Source organism: Brachybacterium squillarum M-6-3, from assembly GCF_000225825.1.
GTDB classification, from domain to species: domain Bacteria; phylum Actinomycetota; class Actinomycetes; order Actinomycetales; family Dermabacteraceae; genus Brachybacterium; species Brachybacterium squillarum.
Map to the genome: position 1 here is coordinate 1037348 of NZ_AGBX01000001.1, position 17254 is coordinate 1054601.

At 72.2% G+C, this 17254-nt stretch carries 10 protein-coding genes and 1 pseudogene; 4 read left to right on the plus strand and 7 right to left on the minus strand.

Features of this window, described 5'->3' with window-relative positions; all coding sequences use genetic code 11:
• Nucleotides 1-4: 4 nt before the first annotated feature.
• The 3 genes from OM98_RS04595 to OM98_RS04605 are packed head-to-tail and all read right to left on the minus strand — an operon-like array spanning nt 5 to nt 3872.
• Entirely contained in the window at nt 5-2377 is a 2373-nt protein-coding gene (locus OM98_RS04595) for a LamG domain-containing protein (protein WP_010533411.1), read from the minus strand.
• Nucleotides 2374-3099, minus strand: coding sequence for a hypothetical protein (locus OM98_RS14730; protein WP_010533412.1), 726 nt, complete (start codon nt 3097-3099; stop codon nt 2374-2376). Before OM98_RS14730 ends, OM98_RS04595 begins: the two co-directional genes overlap by 4 nt.
• 53 nt (nt 3100-3152) lie before the next feature.
• Nucleotides 3153-3872, minus strand: a complete 720-nt coding sequence (locus tag OM98_RS04605; protein ID WP_010533413.1) for a CDP-alcohol phosphatidyltransferase family protein — start codon at nt 3870-3872, stop codon at nt 3153-3155.
• Between the two features lie 229 nt (nt 3873-4101).
• Here OM98_RS04605 and OM98_RS15050 point away from each other — a divergent pair, with 229 nt between their 5' ends.
• A complete protein-coding gene (locus OM98_RS15050) occupies nt 4102-6117 on the plus strand; it encodes a glycosyltransferase family 2 protein (RefSeq protein ID WP_010533414.1) in 2016 nt (671 codons plus the stop codon).
• Between the two features lie 48 nt (nt 6118-6165).
• Here the strand turns inward: OM98_RS15050 and OM98_RS04615 are convergent, their stop codons facing one another.
• The 3 genes and pseudogenes from OM98_RS04615 to OM98_RS04625 form a co-directional block, all read right to left on the minus strand.
• Nucleotides 6166-7173, minus strand: a complete 1008-nt coding sequence (locus OM98_RS04615) for a glycosyltransferase family 2 protein (protein WP_029362688.1) — start codon at nt 7171-7173, stop codon at nt 6166-6168.
• Between the two features lie 53 nt (nt 7174-7226).
• Nucleotides 7227-8451: pseudogene (locus OM98_RS14470) on the minus strand (IS110 family RNA-guided transposase).
• A 332-nt stretch (nt 8452-8783) separates the two neighbouring features.
• Entirely contained in the window at nt 8784-10088 is a 1305-nt protein-coding gene (locus OM98_RS04625) for an MATE family efflux transporter (RefSeq protein ID WP_010533416.1), read from the minus strand.
• 394 nt (nt 10089-10482) lie between these two features.
• Here OM98_RS04625 and OM98_RS04630 point away from each other — a divergent pair, with 394 nt between their 5' ends.
• The 3 genes from OM98_RS04630 to OM98_RS14735 all read left to right on the plus strand — a co-directional run bounded on the left by OM98_RS04630 (nt 10483) and on the right by OM98_RS14735 (nt 16225).
• A complete protein-coding gene (locus tag OM98_RS04630; RefSeq protein WP_010533417.1) occupies nt 10483-13917 on the plus strand; it encodes an efflux RND transporter permease subunit in 3435 nt (1144 codons plus the stop codon).
• Between the two features lie 272 nt (nt 13918-14189).
• Nucleotides 14190-15299 carry a hypothetical protein gene (locus OM98_RS04640; protein WP_010533418.1) on the plus strand — a complete coding sequence of 370 codons (1110 nt, stop codon included), beginning with the start codon at nt 14190-14192 and terminating at the stop codon, nt 15297-15299.
• Nucleotides 15296-16225, plus strand: a complete 930-nt coding sequence (locus OM98_RS14735) for a glycosyltransferase family 2 protein (protein ID WP_010533419.1) — start codon at nt 15296-15298, stop codon at nt 16223-16225. The genes OM98_RS04640 and OM98_RS14735 overlap by 4 nt, the downstream gene beginning before the upstream one ends.
• Nucleotides 16226-16258: 33 nt before the next feature.
• On the opposite strand, the gene OM98_RS14740 is transcribed toward OM98_RS14735, so the two are convergent.
• Nucleotides 16259-17236, minus strand: a complete 978-nt coding sequence (locus OM98_RS14740; RefSeq protein ID WP_010533420.1) for a glycosyltransferase family 2 protein — start codon at nt 17234-17236, stop codon at nt 16259-16261.
• Nucleotides 17237-17254: the final 18 nt, after the last annotated feature.

A 17254-nucleotide genomic window follows, 5' to 3' on the forward strand; every position in this document is an offset into this window, starting at 1 on the left:
AGCGTCAACCGCGGCCGATCTCGTAGTGGGCGGTGATCTCCGCGGGCGTCAGGACGCGGTCGTAGACGGCCGCCTCGTCCAGCTCCCCGTCGAGGGAGGTGTCCGAGGGACGGTCGGGCCACCGCGGGCCGAGGTAGTCGCCGCCGAAGCGCCAGTAGCCGCGATGCCCGCTGGCCTCGGTGACGTCCGGATCGGAGGCGACGACCTCCCCGTCGACGGTAAGCGTCATGCCGTCGGCGCCCTGGGAGGCGACGACGTGATGCCACTCGCCGTCATTGAAGGACTCCTCGCTGGTGACGGTGTCCGGCCCGGAGGGGTAGACGCCGAACACCAGGCGGCCCTCATCGGTCATGTAGACGAGGCGGTCGTGACGGGAGGAGCTCCAGGTCTGGCGGTTGCTGAAGCCGGAGATCCGGCCGCCGTCGCGCGAATCGCTGCGCATCCAGACCTCGGTGGTGAACTCCTCCGGGGCGGTCGCGGAGGAGCCGTCCGGCGCCAGGTAGGCGCGGGAGCCGCCGTTCAGGGTGGAGGAGCCGGTGTCCGAGTTCGCGATGCCGTCCGTGTCCGCGCCGACCCCGCTGCCGGTCAGCAGCTCCTCGTCGCCGACGAGGGGATCGGTGGTGTCCCCGAGCGGGTAGTAGAGGATCGGGGAGTCCGCGAGCACGGCCTCCGAGTAGTCCGAGACGCTGCCGTCGACGACGTCGATCGTGACGGGGGCGCTGGAGACCTCGTTGCCGTCGGCGTCGCGGGCCACCACCGTGTAGGTGGCTTCGCCGGGCTCCGCGGCGGGGTCCTCGAGCTCGATCTCCGCGGGGTTCCACCAGGTGGAGTCCGCCGTCGTCGAGTCCGCGGGCTCGGAGGCGCCCTCGCGCCACAGCTCGTAGGTGAGGGTGAGGTCGTCGCGGTCCCAGTTGCCGCCGATGCCGACCCGGGCGGTGCCCGGTCCGGAGCTCAGGGCCTCGGGCTGCCAGTCCTCGCCGGCCAGCTCCGGGCCCATCCGCGGACCGCCCGCCGGATCGGTGGAGAAGCGGACGATGCCCTGGTAGCGGCCGCCGTTGACGCCGGGGAACTCCCCGGCCACCGAGATGATGTCCTGGGTGCCGGTGATCGAGAGCACCGCCTGGTCGAGGCCCGAGGTGGTGCCGTTGTAGAAGTGCGGCTCCCAGGCATAGGCGGAGGGTGCGGGGGTGCCAGTCCAGCTGGTGTAGTTGCGGTCCGGATTGGTGCCGAGGGTGCCGCGGGCATCGGTCGTGTAGGCCTCGACGTGGCGGGCCCGGGCGGGGGACTGGTCGGCGTGCAGGCCCATCGTGGAGCAGCCGTGGGTGTGGCCGGCCGCGTAGACCGTCTCCCCGGTGGAGAACACGTCGTAGTGGTCGCCGTGGCAGTCGGCCATCCAGCGCAGCTCGCCGTTGCCGGCCTCGGCGGCGAAGGTGCCCTCGAGGTTGCGCTGCCGAGTGCTCCAGGTCCAGCCGGTGCCGTAGACGGCGTCCCCGTCGGTGCTCAGCGAGGAGATCCCGGCGTGGGTGCGGTTGCCCACGTAGATGCCGTTCTTGATGACGTCGGAGAGCTCCCAGTCCTGGTCCAGGGCGCCGCTGGTGCGGTCCACCGCCGCCAGGCCCTGCTTCTCGTCGTCCCCGTTCACTGCCATGAAGCGGCCGCCGAGGATGATGTCCTGCCCGGCGGGATCGGCGACCATCGCGTCGACCTGGTGGTCGGGCTCGGGGGCCCAGGCGCGCAGGGCGCCGTCGCGGGTGGCGAAGGCGGCGACGTTGCGGCGGGCGGTGCCGTTGGCCTGGGTGAACAGGCCGCCGGCGTAGACGGTGTCCTCGGTGACGGTGAGGGAGTAGACGCCGGTGCCGCCGATGGCGGGGCGCACGCCGTCCACCAGTTCGCCGGTCCGCGCGTCGAGCACCGCGATGTTCCAGCGGGACTCGCCGTTGACGCGGGAGAAGGAGCCGCCGATGTAGATGCGGCTGCCGTCGGGGGAGGCGGCGACGGCCTTGACGGGGCCGTTGACCTCGGGCGCCCAGTCCGGATCGAGCTCGCCCGTGGTGATGTCGAAGGCCAGGGCGTTGCTCCGCGGGGTGAGCTGCGTGCCGGGCGCCGCGAGCGGGGCGCGGGCGTTGTCGAAGTCGCCGACGGCGTAGACGGTGTCGCCGTTCATGGTCTGGGCCCAGACGTAGCCCTCGTCGATCTGCACGGTGGGCAGGGCGTCGGCGGTGACGACGTCCTCGGTGCGCTGCAGCACCGGGGGGACGGCCGCCTCGGCGCGGGGGGTGAGGCCGGGCGTGAGCACGAGCGTGCTCGCCACCAGCGCCGCCATCAGGGCGAGCGCGGTCAGGGACCGGAGACCGCCGGTACGGGTCGCGGCGGTCACGGGGTGGTCCCCGTGAAGACGGAGGCGGTGTCGCCGGGGGTGGGCTGCACGGTCACGGTGACCTCACGGTCCGTCGGGTCCTCCAGCAGGAAGACGTACAGGGCGCTGGTGCTCTCGCCGGCGGCGAGCTCCCCCTCGAAGGGGGCGAAGGGCTCGGAGAAGGTGGGGACGGCCAGTTCCCCGTCGGCCGTCTCCACGGAGACGGTGGTCGAGCCCAGGTCCTGGGCCTCCTCGCCGTCGTTGCTGATCTCCACCTCGACGACGAGCGCGGGGCCGTCGACCTCGCCGGGGGTGGCGGCCTCCACCTCGGTGGCGCCGATCTCGCCGAGGGAGACGACGAGGCCGTCCCCGACCTCGGCGGTCTCGTCGATGCCGGCCTCGGTCTCGTGCACCTCGGGGGCGGCGGTGGGGCCGACCTCCTCGGGGTCGGCGGGGGCCTCCCAGGTGCTGGTGGGCTCCTCGGGGGTCGGGTCGTCCCCGGCTGCCCGGGTCTCGGGGGCCTCGGAGCTCCAGTCCTCGGGGCTCCTGGTCGATCCTCCGCCGTCGGAGGCGCCGCCGCCGGCGGTGCTGCCCCCGGTATCGGAGGCGGTGCCCGGGTCGGCGGCGGGCTCCTGCTCGGAGCAGGCGGAGGCGCCGATCGCGAGGCCGGCGGCGAGGGTGGTGGTGGCGAGCACGCGCAGCGCGCGCCGTGGTCGAAGGAGGGAGCGGGGGGAGTCGAGCATCTCGGTCTCCAGACGCGGCAGGGCGGGAACGGGGCGGCCGGGGGCGGCCGGGGTCAGGTGCTGGGCAGGGCACCCATCTCGCGGAACCACTTGGCGGCCGCGAGGAGGAGGAAGCCGACGCTCGCCGCGGTGAGCAGACCGTAGCCGAGCAGGAAGGGCACGGGCAGTCCCCACAGCAGGAAGACGAGGCACACCAGGCCGAAGTCGGTGGGCGCCAGCAGCAGGGAGCGCCCGAGGGTGCCCCCGCCGCGCTCATGGGTGGAGGCGGTGCCGTGCTTGCCCTTGAGCAGGTCGTTCAGCAGCATCGCGGAGAAGAAGGTGCTCGCGCTGATCGAGAAGAAGATCGGCACCAGCAACGTCCAGGTCTGCCCGTCCGGGACGGTCCGGAACATGCCGATGAGCACGGCGAGGTGCAGGGAGGAGATCTTCAGGGTGTCGATGAAGTGGTCCAGCCACTCGCCCTGGGGGCTGCCGCCGCCGCGCAGCCGCGCCACCTGACCGTCGGCCGAGTCCCAGGCGTAGCCGAGCGCCAGCAGCAGGGCGATCACGATGCCCATCACCACGGTGCGGGGCGCCGCGGCGATCAGGACGATGGCAACGGCCGAATGCGTGGCGGAGACCAGGGAGACCTGGTTCGGGGTGAGGCCGATCCGGTAGGCGACGGCGGCGAGTACGCGGCCCAGCCGACGGTTGACGTAGACGGAGTAGGCGGGCGCACCGCGGGCGTGGCCCTTCTGTGCGCGGCTGAGCCGGTGATAGGCCTCGGCGACCATGCGTACTTCCTGATCGTGCGGGGGGTAGGGGTGGGGGAGGACGGTCGGGATCCCCGTCCGTCGGAGTCGTCCGGTATGGTCCGGATCATCCGATATCGCCTGAAACATACCCCGCGCCGGGATCGTTCTTGGTTTTCGTGTGACCTGTTCGAGGCGTTGTGATCGGTTCGTGTCCTAGCCGTCGCGTGATCGCGACGGTCCCCCTCCCGTCCCCTCCTGGAGCCGTTCCGTGCCCGAGTCCTCCGGCAACGTCCTCGCCCTCAGCAGTACCTGGCCGAGCGGCGGCCCCGAGCCAGCGGTCTCCGCCGTGGAGGGAGAGGAGGAGCGGATTCCCCTCGCGGTGGTCGTGGTGAGCTACGGCGACCCCGCCCTGATCGCCCGCACCCTCGACCCCGCCCTGGACGCGGACCCCTCCGCCCTCGTGGTCGTGGTCGACAACTTCTCCCGCGCCGACCATCGCGAGCGGGTCCGCGAGCTCGCGGCGGAGCGCGGGTGGCTGCTGGTCCCCGCGGCGAACGAGGGCTTCGGGGCCGGGGTGAACCGCGGGCTTGAGGCCGCCATCCGCCGCGGCCACCGTGCCCTGATCCTGCTGAACCCGGATGCTGTCGCCCCGCTGCCCGTGCTGCAGGAGCTGGCCCGCCAGGTCACCGCGGACCCCGAGGTGCTGGTCTCGCCCTTCATGGACACCTCCGCGGGGCACCGTCACTACCGCGGCACCTCGGTCAACCACCGCACCGGCCGGATGCGCTCGGTGTGGACCGAGGGGGACACCGACCCCGAGTGGGGCAACTGGCTCAGCGGCGCCTGCCTTGCCCTCAGCGACCACGCCGCCGAGCGGCTCGGCGGGATGAGCGAGGACTACTTCCTGTACTGGGAGGACGTGGACGTCTCCCGGCGGGCCGCGGCCCGGGGCCTGCGACTCGCCCTGCGCCCGGACCTGCGGGTCGTCCACGACGAGGGCGGCACCCACGGGCGTCGTCACTCGCTGGCGAAGTCGCCGCTGTACTACCGCTGGTCGATCCGCAACCGGCTGCTGTTCGGGCGCCGTCACCGCCGCGGACTCGCCTGGTGGCGCTGGGTGGCCGCGACCCCGCGCGAGTCCTGGATGATCTGGCTGCGCGGCGGGCGCAAGCAGCTGTTCACCGACCCCCGCGGTGTGCTGGGCGCGGGTCGGGGCCTGCTGGAGGGGCTGACCCTGCTGGGTCGGCGGCCCGGCCCCGGTCCGGCCGAGCGACGCGGCGGGCTCTCCGAGGACCTCGGGGCGGACCCTGCCCCGGACGGGGCGCCGGGGGAGCGGCGCGGGACGGGCCTGAGCCTGCGCATCGCCGTGCCCACCTTCCGGCGGCCCGCGCAGCTCGCCCGGCTGCTCGCCGCCATCCCCGAGCGGGTTCAGGAGCTGGCGGCGACCGAGCCCGAGCTCACGGTCGACGTGCTGGTGGTCGACAACGACCCCGAGGGCTCCGCCTCCGCCGTCGTCGCCGCGGCCGAGGGTCCCGTGCCGCTGCGCCACGTGGTCGAGGCGACACCCGGCATCGCCGCCGTGCGGGAGCGCGCCCTGCGTGAGAGCGGCCAGAGCGACCTGCTGGTCTTCATCGACGACGACGAGGTTCCCCGCGCGCGCTGGCTGACCGCGCTGCTGGAGGTGTGGCGCGCCCACCGGCCCGCCGCCGTCGCCGGCCGCGTCGTCTCCCTGCTGCCCGAGGGGCTCGACCCGTGGATCGTCGCCTCCGGCACCTTCCGCCGCCCCGAGCGCCCCACCGGCGCCCGGCTCGACGCCGCCGCCACCGGGAACCTGCTGCTGGACCTGCGCCGGGTGCGGGCCGCCGGGATCGGCTTCGACCCCGCGCGCGGGCTCTCCGGCGGGGAGGACACCCTGTTCACGCGGCGCCTGGCCGCCGCGGGGGAGACCCTCGTCTGGTGCGGGGAGTCCGTCACCGAGGACGAGGTGGTGCCCGAGCGCCTGACCCGCGACTGGGCCCTGCGTCGCGCGGTCAGCACCGCGAACTCCACCGTCGACACGGCCCTGCACCTGGCCTCCGGCGGGGCTGGGCGCCTGCGGGTGCGGGCCCGCTACGTGCTGGGCGGCGCGGCGCGGCTCCTCGCCGGGCGCGGGCGGGAACTGCTGGGCCGGGCGACCGGGAACCTGGTCCACGAGGCACGCGGCGCCCGGGCCGCCGCCCGGGGACGCGGCATGGTCTCCGGCGCGCTTGGTCAGCGGGTGCAGGAGTACGCCCGCCCGGACTGAGGTGCGCGACGTGACCTGCGCGGCGTGAGCGGTGGCGTCGTCCCGGGGTCAGGCTCCCCGGGTCGCCCGGCGCGGCGCGCGCTGCCACCGCGGACCGGAGCGGGCGTAGGGCGCGGCGACGAAGCCGAGGCAACCGGCCAGCACCCCGAGGCCGCTGGCCTGCCGGATCTCGCCGCGCGCCCGCAGGGGCAGGGACCCGCGGACCCGTCCCAGCAGGGTCTGCAGGGTCCCGGCCGCCAGCTGTCGCAGGCCGATGAGGACCCACCGGGCCTGCTGCCCCCACCGGGCGACGAGGTCCGGCGCGAGCAGCCGGTCCACCAGCACGTGCGTGGCCGACTGCGCCCGCCGTCGGGCGAGGTGGAAGGCGCGGGTGTTGCGCTCCGGCGGGATGGTCTCCTCGACGCCCGCCTCGGCGCACCAGAGGATGCGGCCGCCCGCGGCGGTGAGCTGCCCCGTCAGCAGCGAGTCCTCCCCGCCGGACAGGCCGAGGGCGGGGTCGAACCGCAGCCCGTGCGCCTGCACGAACGCGAGGTCGAGCAGCAGGTTGTTGGTGGCCGCGCGGGACAACGGGTAGCCGGTGGGCAGGCCGGGACGCTCCTCGCGACGGGAGACGCCCCCGGCGGCGATCCAGGGGTCCTCGCCGCCCAGGAAGACCGGGTGCACGGGGCCGGCCACGGCGGTGGCCTCGTGCCGCGAGGCCGTGGCGAGCAGGCCGGTCAGCCATCCGGGACGGGGGCGTTCGTCGTCGTCGAGGAGCACGAGGACATCGGCCCCGGCGGCCTCGGTGAGGATCCGGTTGCGGGCGTGGCTGATGCCGGGCCGCGGTTCGTGGACGTAGCGCAGGGGCACCGCCGTGGCCGCCGCGGCGGCCTCCACCGCGGTGCGCGCGCTCGCCTCCGGGTCGTTGTCCACCACCAGCAGCTCGACCCGCGGGGCCGGGTCGCCGCTGCGCATCACGGCGCGGGCCTGCGTCTGCAGGGCGGGCAGCAGGGCGGCCAAGGTCTCCGGGCGACGGTAGGTCGCGGCGGCGACGACCACGCGGGAGGGCTGGGGCACGGCGGGACCTCCGGGTCGGCCAGGGATGCAGGGGGGTGTCCCTATGTTCTGAGTCAAGCCGCAAGAGCGGCCGGCTCTGGGGTCGGGGTGGTGGTCGGGGGCTGGTAGTAGGTGCCGTCGCGGAGCATCGCGAAGATGACGTTGCAGCGGCGGCGGGCCAGGCAGATCACGGCGGCGTTGTGGCGCTTGCCCCTCGGCGCGTTTGCGATCGTAGTAGGCCTTGGAGATCGGGTCCGAGTGAGAGGCGACCCAGGCGGAGTAGAACAGCGCGTTCTTGAGCCGCTTGTTGCCTGAACGTGCGGGGAACTCTCCGCGGATCGAGGTGCCGGATCTTCGTGTGACCGGCGCGATTCCGGCATAGGCCGCGAGGTGGCCTGGGGTCTCGAACGCGGAGGCGTCGCCGATGGTCAGGAGGATCTGGGCGGCGGTCTTGATGCCGATCCCCGGCATGCTCATCAAGACCGAGGCGAGAGGGAAGTCCTCCAGCATGGTCTCGACCTCCCTCGCCACGGTCGCCCGCTGCTCCTTCAGCTCCTTCACCTGACCAGCGACTCTGGGAATCACGAGCTCCACTGCCGCGGTCGCTGGCACGATCACGGTCTGCTCCGCGAGCGCGGTGAAGATCTGGTCGATCAGTACTTCGGGGTTGCGGCGCGAATGGGTCCGGGCGAACCGTAGAACCCTGCTCCGGCCTGCACTCTTGAACCCGGTCGGGCCTCCGAACTTCTCCAGCAGGTCCAGCACGAGCCCGGTCGAGAGGGTCCCGCCGACGAAGACTCGCTCGAGCGCGGGATGAATCTGCGTGAGCAGAGACCGGATCCGGTTCAGCGCCCGCGTGGTCTCGTGGGCGAGGTCCTCGTCGAAGCCAGCGAGCACCTTCAGAGCGGAGAGGACGTCGCTGTCGCGGTCGACCTGTCGGAGGGTGTGGGGCATGGTCCGGGCCGTGTCAGCGATGATGAACGCGTCCCGCGCGTCGGTCTTTGACCTGCCCGGATAGAGGTCTGCGGCCTTCCGCATCGCCAGGCCCGGCAGGTAGGCGACGGAGCAGCCGACGTCGCGGGCGACCGCGATCGGCAACGCTCCGATGGTGTTGGGCTGATCGACCACCATCAGTACTTCACCGTGGTTCTGCAGCTGGGTGAACAGCTCGCGGAGCTCGGACTCGTCCTGCGGGAGAGGCTTGTCGAACAGCTTGTTCCCGGCGGGATCTAGCGCGCAGGCATGATGACTGCTCTTCCCGACGTCGAGGCCGACGACGACCGCGAATCGTGTGTCCATGATGCTGTCCTTCCCTGGAGCATCATTGCTGGTCGCAGTCTTGACACCCGGTGCCGGCACCCACGTTACGAAGAGACCTCAGCAATGCTGGGCCGTGTCCCTATCAGCGGTCAACGCGTGTCTCCCGGCCGGGCGGCAACACCCCCCGGACCATTGATGGCAGGGCAACAAAGCCATACCCGGCCGAGCGACCAGACCCCGTCCATCGGGGTGCTCACAAGGTAACGGGCGGCGCGCCGCGGGGAACCGTGCGACGCGCCGCTCGCAGCGAAGACTAGAGAGCCCGGGGCGGAACGGACAAATCGGTCCCGTCCGCTGTGGATCGGGAGGGATCAGTCCTCGAGCCGCATCCAGGCATCGCCCCGCACCCGCAGGCCCAGCGTCACCGCCCGGGCGATCAGGAAGATCAGCGTGCAGGCCACCCACAGCGCCGCCAGCCCCCACGGCCCGGACCAGCCCGAGACGTACACGAAGCCCGCGAAGGGCAGGGTGACCAGGGCATTGATCACGCCGACGCGGGCCAGGTAGGGGGCGTCGCCGGCGCCCATCAGCACCCCGTCCAGCACGAAGACGTAGCCGGCCACGGGCTGGGCGATCATCAGCACCCAGAGCGCGGCGCGCAGGTTCTCCTGCACGGCGACGTCGGGGGTGAACAGGGCGGGGACCACGTAGCTCGCGCCCAGCAGCAGCACCCCGGTCACCACGCCGCCGCCCACGCCCCACCACATCAGCCGACCGGTCACGGCGCGGACGGCGGGGGCGTCCCTGGCGCCGAGGTGGCGGCCGGTGAGGGCCTGCCCGGCGATGGCGAGGGCGTCCAGGGCGAGGGACAGCAGGGTGAACACGGTCAGGGCGATCTGGTGGGCGGCGAGCTGCACGGTGCCGAGCTGCGTGGCCACCAGCGTCCCGGCCAGCAGCACCACCCGCAGCGAGAGCGTCCGCACGAACATCGGCACCGCGTCCCGGCCCGCCGCCGCCATCTGCCCCGGGTGGGGGCGCAGCCCCACCTGTTCGCGCCGCGCGGCCCGGGCCACGACCACCAGGAGCACCAGGGCCATGCCCCACTGCGCGATCACGGTGCCGATCGCACTGCCGGCGATGCCGAGGCCCGCCCCGAAGATCAGCGCCGCGTTCAGCGGGATGTTCACGAGCGCACCGGCGACGGCCACCACCAGCGGCAGCCGGGCATCCTGCAGGCCGCGGACCAGGCCGGTGGCGGCCTGCACGGCCAGCATCGCGGGGATCCCGGCGGCGCTGATCCGCAGGTAGATCGTGGCCTGCTCGAGCACCTCGGGGCTCGGCCCGAAGAGGACCAGCAGCGGTCGGCCCGCCAGCAGCAGGATCAGCGCGGCCGCCAGGCCGATCGCGAGCGCCAGCCAGCAGGCGTCGATCCCGCGGGCCAGGGCCTCCCGGCGGCGCCCGGCCCCGAAGGCCCGGGCCACGGCGGCGGTGGTCGAGTAGGCCAGGAACACCGACAGCCCCACCACCGTGGTGAGGATCGCCGAGGCCAGGCCCAGGCCCGCCAGCGGCACCGTGCCCACCCGGGCGATGAAGGCCGAGTCCGCCATCACGAACAGCGGCTCCGCCACCAGCGCCCCGAGGCTCGGCACGGCCAGGCGCAGGATGTCCCGGTCCACTGCCTGCCGCGCCCGGCCCGGGGACGTCCCTGCCGGGTCGGGGGAGGGCGGGGAGTCGGGGGAGCGCGAGGTCACCCCACCATTCTGGTCCAGCCCGCCCCGTGGTGGTGCCCCCACCGTGTCGGGTCCGCACCGCTGAGAACGGGCGTCAGGTGCACCGTCAAGGCTCAGGAGGCGTTCGTGGTGCACGGGGAGCCGGTTTTCAGCGCTGAGGCCAGCCGCCGTGCCCGGGTGTGACCTGATCGGGCCCCAAACTCCTACGGAGGTCGGATACGGAGGCGTATCGGGGCGTGGGAGAGTACCCGGGCAGGGTTCCGGAGGAGTGTGCTCCGCAGCTGGTCGACGGTCCGGGCACCCCGCGCCACGCGCCACCTTGACCTCCCCGAGGAGCCTCATGTCCCGCCTCGCTCGCCTGAGCCTGAACAACCGCGCCTTCATCGCGCTGGTGTGCATCGCGGTCTCGATCATCGGCGCCTTCGCCATGACGACCATGCGCCAGGAGCTGATCCCCTCCGTCTCGCTGCCGCAGGTGCAGGTGGTGACCTCCTCGCCGGGCTCCTCCTCGGAGCAGATCCAGGAGCGCATCTCCGGCCCCATCGAGCAGGCCGTCAGCGGGCTCGAGAACGTCGAGTCCACCACCTCGACCTCGCAGGCCGGCACCTCGATGGTCACCCTCGAGATGTCCTACGGCACCGACGTGGCCCGCACCTCCAACCAGGTCGACGCCGCGCTGAACCAGATCGAGGACCAGCTGCCCGAGGACGCCGAGCCGCAGGTCGTCTCCGGCGGCACCAGCGATCTGCCGGCCGTGGTGCTCTCGGTCTCCTCCGACCTCGAGCCCTCCGAGCTGGCCGATCGCCTCGACGCCGCCGTGGTCGAGGACCTCGAGCGCATCGACGGCGTCTCCTCCGTGGCCGTGATCGGCGCGCCCGAGGAGATCGTCCGCATCACCCCCGACGAGGACGAGCTGGCCGCCCGCGGCCTCAGCGAGTCCGACATCTCCACCGCCCTGGACGAGAACGGCCTCTCGGTGCCCGGCGGCTCCGTGACCGACGGGGACAAGAGCCTCGACGTGGTCGTGGGCCAGTCCATGGACAGCATCGAGGACCTCGAGACGATGGTGCTGATGCCCTCCGAGGAGGCCCAGGAGCAGGCGCAGTCCGCCGGCCAGACCCTGGAGACCACCACCCTGGCCGACGTCGCCACCGTGGAGCGCACCACCGAGGACGCCACCTCCATCTCCCGCACCGACGGCCGCGAGTCCCTGGTGCTGATGGTGACCGCCACCGCCGACGGCAACGTCGTGGACATCTCCGAGGACGTCGACGCAGTCCTCGAGGACACCCTCGCCGACGTCGGCGGCGACGCCGAGAGCGCCGTCGTCTTCGACCAGGCGCCCTTCATCGAGGAGTCCATCGTCGCGCTCGCCGAGGAGGGCCTGCTGGGCCTGGTGATGGCGATCGGCGTGATCCTGCTGTTCCTGCGCCGGGTGCGCCCCACCATCGTCACCGCGATCTCGATCCCCACCTCGCTGCTGATCGCCTTCATCGGCATGCTGGTCACCGGCTACACGCTGAACATGCTGACCCTGGCCGCGCTGACCATCTCCATCGGGCGCGTGGTCGACGACTCGATCGTGGTCATCGAGAACATCACCCGCCACCTGTCCTACGGCAAGGCGCGGATGCGGGCCATCCTCGACGCGGTGGGCGAGGTGGCCGGCGCGATCACCGCCTCCACCCTGGCCACCGTCGTCGTGTTCCTCCCGATCGCGCTGGTCTCGGGCATGTCCGGGGAGCTGTTCCGGCCCTTCGCCCTCACCGTGGCGATCGCGATGCTGAGCTCCCTGCTGGTCTCCCTGACGATCGTGCCGGTGCTGGCGTACTGGTTCCTGCGCCGCCCCAAGGACGCCCCCTCCGCGCACGACGAAGAGGGCGCCGCCGCGGCCCGCGAAGCCGCCGAGGCGAAGGAGGAGCGCTCGATCCTGCACCGGATCTACGCCCCGATCCTCCACCTCACCCTGGACACCCTGCCCCGCCGCCTGGCGACCCTCGCGGTCTCCCTGGTGGTCCTGGTGGGCACCGTGTTCCTGGTGCCGCTGCTGACCATCAACTTCCTGGGCGACACCGGGCAGAACCTCGCATCGATCACCCAGACCCTCCCCGCCGGCACCTCGCTCGAGGACTCCTCGGACAAGGCCGCCGAGGGTGAGGAGGCGCTGATGGACCTCGACGGCGTCGAGACGGTGCAGACCACCATCGGCGGCAGCCAGTTCTCCTTCTCCAGCGCCGAGAACGAGATCAGCTACTCCATCACCACCGACACCGAGGCGGACCAGGAGGCCCTGACCGACGAGATGGTCTCGGTGCTGGCCGACATCCCCGACTCCGGGGAGGTGGAGGCGGCCGACGTCACCTCCGCCACCGGCTCCACCTCGGTGGACATCCAGATCACCGGCCCCACCGCCGAGGCCCGCCAGGAGGCCAACGACCTGCTGCTGGCCGAGCTGGACCCGCTGCCTGCGGGCGTCGAGGAGGTCACCAGTGACCTGGAGGGCGACCAGCCCACCGCCGTGGTGACCGTGGACCGCGAGGCCGCCGCCGAGCGGGGCTTCACCGAGGAGGCCGTGGTCGGCCTGGTGGCCCAGCAGCTCTACCCGGGCGCCATCGGCACCATCACCCTCGAGGACACCGAGCTGGACATCGTCGTGGAGCAGGGCGACAGCGTCGACACCCTGCAGCAGCTGCGCGACCTCGAGCTCGCCCCCGAGGTGTCGCTCACCGACGTGGCCTCCGTGGACGAGGAGCTCTCCCGCCCCTCGATCACCACCCAGGACGGCCTGCAGACCGTCACCGTCTCCCTCGCTCCCGAGGGTGAGGACGTGGGCGCCGTGACCACGGCGGCGAACGAGGCGATCGAGGCGGTGGACCTGCCCGAGGGCGTCTCCGCCACCGTGGGCGGCACCTCCGCGGACATCGACGAGACCTTCGGGCAGCTCGGCATCGCCATGCTGGCCGCGATCCTGCTGGTGTACGTCCTGCTGGTGTGGATCTTCAAGTCCCTCGTGCAGCCCCTGGTGCTGCTGGTCTCGATCCCCTTCGCCGCCACCGGCGCCCTGGGCCTGCTGGTCATCACCGGGGTGGCCCTGGGGCTGCCCTCGATGATCGGCCTGCTGATGCTGGTGGGCATCGTGGTCACCAATGCGATCGTGCTGATCGATCTGGTGAACCAGTACCGCCGCCAGGGCATGGGCCTGGACGAGGCGCTGCACCTCGGCGCCGCCAAGCGTCTGCGCCCGATCCTGATGACCGCCGCGGCGACGATCTTCGCGCTGCTGCCGATGGCCTTCGGCATCACCGGCAACGGCGGCTTCATCGCCCAGCCGCTCGCGGTGGTCGTGATCGGCGGCCTGATCTCCTCCACCCTGCTGACCCTGGTGATCGTGCCGGTGCTGTATCGGATCACCGAGGGCCCGGGGGAGCGGCGCCGCCTGCGCCGCGAGGAGCGGGAGGTCGCGGAGAAGGCCGCCGCCGACCGGGCGGCCGCAGAGCGCCGTGCCCGCCACCGTAGCGAGGCCGCCGAGGAGACTTCAGTGCCCACGGAGGCCGCGGCGATGAGCTCTTCTCCGGTCCCGAGCGCGGAGAGTTCCTCCGCATCGCAAGTCGGCCCGGAGGACACCGCCGCGCGCGGGGCAGATGTTGCCCCGGCGGAGGACTCGACCCCGGCGGCCTCGACCGGCCCCGCGGCGGCCGGACACGGCGCCCGCAAGCCCTCCCTCAAGGAGCGCGGCGGCCTCGTGGGCATCCTGCGCCGACGCCGCCGACGCTGATCTCCGGCTCCCGAAGACCGGACGCCGGTGCGTCCCGCCCTCGCGGCGGGGTGCGCCGGCGTCCTGCGCGTTCCGGCCCGGCATCGGGCCGATGCCGCAGGGTCCGGTCCCTGCCCCGTAGAACCGTCGGATGGCACCGCGGACAGGAGTGGAAACGACAGGAGTGGAAACATGGTAGAAAAGGGGCGAAAACGGTGCGTCTCCCGATTGGTCGGGAGGTCCGCCCTGCCCCGCCGCCTCCCCGTCCGCCCGCACCGTCTGCTGAGGTAGTCATGTTCCAGCGTGCCCGCCCCGAGAGCCCCACGGTGGGGCAGATCACGCGCCGCCGTGTGATCGGGGCGAGTGCGGCCACAGGTCTCGTGCTGGCGACGTCCGGGGCCACGGGGCAGCGCGAGCAGCTGTCCGACCGGCGGGTCGCGACCAACCTGTTCACCACGGGGCCGCCACCGGGGATGGGTGCGACCATCGGATCCTTCGACGACACGGGCTCGAACGCGGCGGACCTGCACGAGGACCTGCGACGCATTTCTGAGCTCGGAGGCACGTGGGCGCGGATGAACCTCTCCGCCGGCCACCTGGTGTCCGATTGGGACGCGCCCGACGGACCCGTCACCCTCCGCCCCGCCGCTGTTGAGCAGAACCATGCTCTGCTCGACGATGCCGCCCAGCGCGGGCTCGCCATCTGCATGATGTACATCAACCACTACCCTCGCACCGAGGCGAGCCACGCCACCTGGGTCGAACGGACCACTGCCTGGTGGAGAGTCGCCAGTGCCGAGTTCGCGCCCAAGATCGCGATGGCGCAGATCTTCAATGAAGCAGCCGGCCATCACTACCGCTTCTACCGGGATGTTCCCGCGGTACGCGAGGAGGCCTATCGCCGGGAGATGGCGGATCTGATCCTGCTGGCTCGCTCGGTGATCCATGAGTTCAACCCTCAGGTGCAGGTCACCACCAATCTCTACGGCTGGCCCGTGGGACCGGACATCGAGGAGCAGTGGCACCGCGAACAGGCGGATCTCGCCCCGGTGCAGGACCTGCTGACCGTGGACGCCTACGTGGACTGGGGCGATGAGGGCGCCGAGACGCTGAACGGGTTGATCCCCCGCGTCGCGCGGCTCGAGGAGGCCTTCGGCAAGCGGGTCGCGATCGGAGAGATCGGCGTGCCCGACCTCGGGCTCGCCCCGTCCGTTCACGCCGACCGGCTGGAGCGGATCGTCACCATCGTCAAGGCTGCCCTTCCGACCGCCTACGCCACCTTCATCTATCAGCTGCGGGATTCGACGGTCGGCCCGGAGTTCGAGCAGACCTTCGGGCTGGTCGAGGCCGACGGCACGCCCAAGGAGGCGTTCCGACGCCTGGAGAGGATCGGACTGGCATGAACGACCACGGAGCGCAGCCCCACGTCCCCCCACAGATCTCCGTGCTGATCCCGGTGTACAACGGTGAGGGGTCCCTGGAGGCCCAGCTCGATGCGCTGGCATCGCAGCAGGTGCCGGAGCCTTGGGAGGTCATCGTCTCCGACAACGGGTCGACGGACGGCACCCGGGACCTGGTTCTCTCCCGGCGCGAGGAGTTCCCCGTCCCGCTCCGGGTGATCGACTCCGGCGCGCACCCCGGCGTCTCCTACGCGCGCAACGCCGCGATCCAGGCGGCACGTGCCGATCGGATCGCGATCTGCGATGCCGACGACGTGGTGGGCCCCCAGTGGTTGCGCGGGGCCCTGGATGGTCTGGCCCGCCATGATGCCGTCGGGGGCCCACTCCGCCGGCTGCTGGACCCCTTCGACCCCGATGCCCCGACGATCGCCTTCGAGTCGGTGGGGCCGGAAGGCCTGATGGGCAACAACGTCGCGATGCGCATGGAGATCGTGCAGGCGATCGGCGGCTTCGACGGGTCCTTCACGACGTATGGGCGTGAAGATTTCGAGTTCTCGGTGCGACTCCTGCGAGCAGGCGCAGATCTGGGCCGCGATGACCGGGTGCTGCTGTACTACAACCTCTCGGACACGAGTTGGACATTCGTGCGCAAGATCTTCGACAGCGCCCGGTCCGACGTCCAGATCTGGCGACGCCACCCGGAGGACTTCCCGGATCGCCAGGGGCGCTCCTATGTCGTGCGGCGATTCCTCACCCTCCCGCTGGAGGTCGTCCGAGCGTGGAGTCGTGGGGGCGCCCGGCCGGCAGCCCGAGTGGTCGTGAGTCTCGCGGGTCACGCCCGGGCTCTGCTTCCTCCGCAGCGGCCGCTGCTGCCGCCGATGTACCTTGCCGACATGCCGCCGGTGACGGAGATCGACGCCCTCGACTGAGGACTCCGCGAGGTCCGCCGCCGGAGCGGGCGCTCAGCCCTTGCGGCGGTCCCGGAACTGGTAGGCACGGCGGTGCAGGGCGGGGGAGAGCAGGGCCAGCGTCCAGGAGGCGGCGTCCTTGCGGTGCCCGTCCCTGGCCAGGGTGAGCACGTCCTTCCAGCTCATCCGTGCGCGGCACCACGAGGTGACCTCGGTCCGCAGCTCGCTCGGGCGACTCTCCCGGGCCGCCTTGTTCAGCATGTGGGAGACGGTCAGGCGACGCATGGTCGTATCCAGCCGGGCGGCCTCGGTGGGGTCGAAGACCTCACGGATCATCGGCGTGACGAAGCCGGGGACCTCGGCCAGTGTCCACACGGACTCGTGCAGGCCCCCGGCGATCGACTCGGCGTGGATCGTGTACCGGTACAGCGGGCGCTCCACGTAGGCCACCAGGGTCGAGGTCGCGAGGTGGCGGAGGAGGAACACCCAGTCCGAGTAGACGAGCTCCTCGGGGGAGGTGACGGTGGGGCGGCGCAGGAGCACGTGCTGGCTGCCGGCGATATCGTTGTGCAGCAGACGCCGCATCGCCTCCTTCTCGTCGGAGACCGAGCCCGGCGGCGGATTCCAGAGCTGCGTCCCGATCTCGTGGCCGTCGCGCACGCAGAGGATCGGTGCCAGCACCGCGTCGGCCCCGAACCGTTCGCCGGCCTCCAGCATGACGGCGAGGTAGTCCGGCTCGATCAGGTCATCGGCGTCGACGAACACGACCCATTCGCCGCGGGCGCGGGCGATCGCATGGTTGGTCACGGCCGCGTACCCGCCGTTGACGGGGCGACGGTCCACGATCAGGCGGGGGTCGTCGGGGAGGTCGTCGGGCACCGGCTGGTCCGGTGAGCCGTCGTCGATCACCAGCAGTTCCAGATCGTCCATCGTCTGGGCGAGCACCGAATCGAGCGTGGGTCGGATGCCCTCGCCGACACGGTATGCCGCGACGACGACGGTCACGCGGGGAGAGGTGGAGGGGGCGGTCATGGGCTGCTCCTGGAGAGA

Bases quoted from the DNA above. Each gene is read 5' to 3' on its own strand.
- OM98_RS04605 (WP_010533413.1), bottom strand. From the start codon at position 3,872: ATGGTCGCCGAGGCCTATCACCGGCTCAGCCGCGCACAGAAGGGCCAC.
- OM98_RS04630 (WP_010533417.1), top strand. From the start codon at position 10,483: ATGTCCCGCCTCGCTCGCCTGAGCCTGAACAACCGCGCCTTCATCGCG.
- OM98_RS14740 (WP_010533420.1), bottom strand. From the start codon at position 17,236: ATGACCGCCCCCTCCACCTCTCCCCGCGTGACCGTCGTCGTCGCGGCA.
- OM98_RS14730 (WP_010533412.1), bottom strand. From the start codon at position 3,099: ATGCTCGACTCCCCCCGCTCCCTCCTTCGACCACGGCGCGCGCTGCGC.
- OM98_RS04640 (WP_010533418.1), top strand. From the start codon at position 14,190: ATGTTCCAGCGTGCCCGCCCCGAGAGCCCCACGGTGGGGCAGATCACG.
- OM98_RS14735 (WP_010533419.1), top strand. From the start codon at position 15,296: ATGAACGACCACGGAGCGCAGCCCCACGTCCCCCCACAGATCTCCGTG.